The sequence below is a fragment of the Microcoleus sp. FACHB-SPT15 genome, assembly GCF_014849525.1.
Taxonomy (GTDB): domain Bacteria; phylum Cyanobacteriota; class Cyanobacteriia; order Cyanobacteriales; family Coleofasciculaceae; genus Symplocastrum; species Symplocastrum torsivum.
The window spans coordinates 1-2956 of sequence record NZ_JACJNU010000042.1 but is presented as its reverse complement, the minus strand read 5'-3'; the positions used below and the strand labels follow the sequence as shown (position 1 = coordinate 2956).

The 2956-nt window shown below is 43.8% G+C and carries 2 protein-coding genes; both read left to right on the top strand.

Translation table 11 applies throughout. From position 1 onward, the window contains the following. The first annotated feature begins 603 nt into the window (after window positions 1–603). Window positions 604–1380 (top strand): WecB/TagA/CpsF family glycosyltransferase, encoded by a 777-nt coding sequence (locus tag H6F98_RS14205; RefSeq protein ID WP_192219355.1) that lies wholly within the window; start codon window positions 604–606, stop codon window positions 1378–1380. A 92-nt stretch (window positions 1381–1472) separates the two neighbouring features. Next, window positions 1473–2471: a UDP-glucose 4-epimerase GalE gene (galE, locus tag H6F98_RS14200; protein ID WP_192219354.1), complete on the top strand. Its 999-nt coding sequence runs from the start codon at window positions 1473–1475 to the stop codon at window positions 2469–2471. The last annotated feature ends 485 nt before the right edge of the window (window positions 2472–2956 follow it).

Sequence of the window (2956 nt, the reverse complement as noted above, 5' to 3'; positions counted from 1 at the left end):
AAGTTGATTAAACGCTCTGCTTATGGTTTTAGACATTTTGAAAATTACCGAATTAGATGCTTGCTTAATTGGCATCTTAATTGTTGATTTAGCATACTAAGTACTGAAGAGCCATCATTTCGCTTTAAGCTATTGCGTCTGTGGCATTGTCTAAGCAGTTAGCTGAGTTGAGGGGAAGAGGAATCAATTATCTTTCCCCTTGATTTTTTTATCTATCTGTAGCAGCAATACACTCAAGGGCGCACTGCTGTGCAATCCTATAATCAATTTGTACTTCATTGATTTGAAAAACCTATAAGTCAGAAAAGCGATCGCTTTTCACAAGAGGATAATTTGTCTCAACTTGAATCGAGTTGATGGAATGAATAAAAATACTAGCGGCTAATTTATTCAGCTTTGCGGAATTGAGTGATTAGCTGGTGAATTCATTCAAGGGTGAGGGAATAAATAGTAGCCATGCATCTACTCTCTTTCTAGAGAATTTCACTGAGGTAAATTCACTGAAAGCTTGGAACTTCCGCAATAATGCGGATACCCTATATAACGGCTCGAAGTAAGGTTTACTAAAGAAGTAAAAATTTTGCTAAGCAAGGTAGATGACTGATGAGCAAAGTGAAGATATTGAATGTAGACATTGACAATCTGTCAGAGTCCGAGGTTCTGAATCAGTTAGAACATGGTGTAGTTTTTACCCCCAACGTCGATCATATTATCTTGCTGCACAACGACCCAGACTTTGCTAATATTTACGCAGATGCTGACTATAAATTGTGTGACAGCAAAATTCTTTACTTTGTCTCTAGATTTTTGGGTTCACCCATAAAGGAAAAAATTTCTGGTTCTGACTTTTTCCCAGCTTTTTGTGAACATCACAAAAACAATGAGGACATTAAAATCTTCCTCTTAGGGGCAAAAGAGGGAGTGGCAGCACAAGCTCAGGAAAAGGTAAATGCGAAAATTGGTCGAGCGATTGTTGTTGGTTCGCACTCGCCTTCATTTGGGTTTGAAAAGAATGAAGCAGAATGCTTGAAAATCATTGAAATAATCAAGAACTCAGGCGCAACAGTCCTAGCCGTAGGAGTCGGTGCGCCAAAGCAAGAAAAGTGGATACAAAAGTACAAAGACCAGTTACCCGATATCAAGATCTTCTTAGCGATCGGGGCAACAATTGACTTTGAGGCAGGCAATAAAAAACGCGCACCGAAATGGATAACTGAGCTGGGACTGGAATGGTTGCATCGGTTGCTATCTGAACCACGTAGATTATGGAAAAGGTACTTAATAGGGGGACCTATCTTCTGTTGGTTGATCTTGAAACAGAAGCTCAAAGTTCCAAGCTTTATCAGTGTTCGCTTGCTGAAGTCACTCCCTGACCTCTAGAGTCCTAGGTTTCCCTTAGCATCTACTCTTCTCTCAGTTTCCTTAACAGGAAAAATGATTAAACAGCAATCAACTTCGTCAAAATTCTTCTAATGGAAAACCCCACAATTTTGGTAACAGGCGGCGCAGGTTATATCGGTTCCCATGCCGTTCTGGCGCTGCGAGATGCAGGCTATGAGGTGGTAATCTTAGACAATTTGGTCTATGGTCATCGCGATCTAGTAGAGACAGCGCTCAAAGTAGAAATTATTCAGGGAGATATAGGAGACCGGGCACTGCTAGACCAGCTCTTTAAAACACGGGAATTTGCTGCTGTCATGCACTTTGCTGCCTATGCTTATGTGGGCGAGTCGGTAAGCCACCCAGCCAAGTACTACCGCAACAATGTGGTAGGCACTCTCACGCTGCTAGAGGCGATGTGTGAGGCTGGAATCAAGAACTTTGTTTTTTCTTCGACCTGTGCCACCTACGGGGTACCCCAACAGATTCCTATTTCCGAAAACCAGCCTCAGCAGCCAATTAATCCCTACGGCATGAGTAAACTGATGGTGGAGCAAATACTCAGCGATTTTGACCATGCCTATGGCTTGCGCTCTGTGCGTTTTCGATACTTCAACGCTGCTGGTGCTGACCCCCAAGGTCGTTTAGGAGAAGATCATGAACCTGAAACCCATCTAATTCCTCTGGTATTGTTGACAGCAATGGGCAAGCGGGAAAGTATTTCGGTTTTTGGCACCGATTACGACACCCCAGATGGCACCTGCATTCGGGACTACATCCATGTCACTGACTTAGCACAAGCTCACATTCTGGGCTTGGAACACTTGCTCAAAGGGGGAAGTACAGAAGTCTTCAACTTGGGAAATGGAAAAGGGTTCTCAATTCAGCAGGTGATTGAAGCGGCTCGCGTTGTTACGGGTCGTCCTATCCCAGTGACTCTGGCTGACCGTCGGCCAGGAGATCCACCTAGCCTAGTGGGTAGTGGCGAGAAGGCACAGCGAATTTTGGGTTGGCAACCTCAGTACGCAGACTTAGAGACTATCCTGAAGCATGCTTGGCAGTGGCACCAGAAGCGACATGGGGGTATTTGAGCTGACTCAAAGTATGTATATTCAGAGATTTCAGAAACTTGATGGTCTTTGCTAAGCTCAACGTCAGCGTCTTCCAGGAGTTCAAATTGCTTGAGAAGAGTTCCTTGTCCAGAAAGGTTTTTAGCCCCTAAAGGGGCTAGAAAATGTCTAAGTCCCATTAGTAAACTTCTGAAAAGAGAATTTCGACGCGATTGGGCATAGTAGAGGCACACTATAAGTCAATCTCCTAGGCGGTGAATCCTTGGAATCCAGCCTAGGAGACTTTTTAGTACGTTTGGGTTCAGTGCGATCGCAGCTTAAGTCATTGCCATTCCTTAGGTGCTTTGACCGAAGGAATGGGTTTAAGATTGGCTTCTCCGCTAGCCATTTAGGCTGAAGTTCCCCCATACAGATGTACTGTTTAGTAAGCAAGAGCTTGCTCTGCTTGAGATAGAGATATCGTTCCCGTCAGCTTTGTACCCATGTAGTTTTAGATTTTCTTAAGC

Bases quoted from the DNA above. Each gene is read 5' to 3' on its own strand.
- galE (WP_192219354.1), top strand. From the start codon at position 1,473: ATGGAAAACCCCACAATTTTGGTAACAGGCGGCGCAGGTTATATCGGT.
- H6F98_RS14205 (WP_192219355.1), top strand. From the start codon at position 604: ATGAGCAAAGTGAAGATATTGAATGTAGACATTGACAATCTGTCAGAG.